Below are 267 nucleotides of genomic sequence, written 5' to 3'. Positions count from 1 at the left end.
CCTGTTCCCATGCCGAACACAGAAGTTAAGCTCTTTAGCGCCGATGGTAGTTGGGCTTACGTTCCGCGAGAGTAGGACGTTGCCGGGCAAAATTCAATTTTGACCCTTGGGTCTTTTTTTCTTGAAATTTTCTTGAAAAATAAATTGAATTAAATGTTGACACAAGAATATAACAAGTGTATAATAGTTTCTTGTGAGACAAAATGAACATTGAAAACTGAATGACAATATGTCAACGTTAATTCCAATAATTGAGTACTGAAAGTA

At 36.0% G+C, this 267-nt stretch carries 1 rRNA gene; it reads left to right on the top strand.

From position 1 onward, the window contains the following. Positions 1-88 (top strand): 5S ribosomal RNA (gene rrf / locus LQ679_RS14755); the annotation flags it as partial. Positions 89-267 lie beyond the last annotated feature (179 nt).

This window comes from Mammaliicoccus sp. I-M35, assembly GCF_022386455.1.
Lineage (GTDB): Bacteria > Bacillota > Bacilli > Staphylococcales > Staphylococcaceae > Mammaliicoccus > Mammaliicoccus sciuri_A.
The sequence above is the reverse complement of the archived record's forward strand: the minus strand, read 5'-3'. Positions and strand labels throughout refer to the sequence as shown.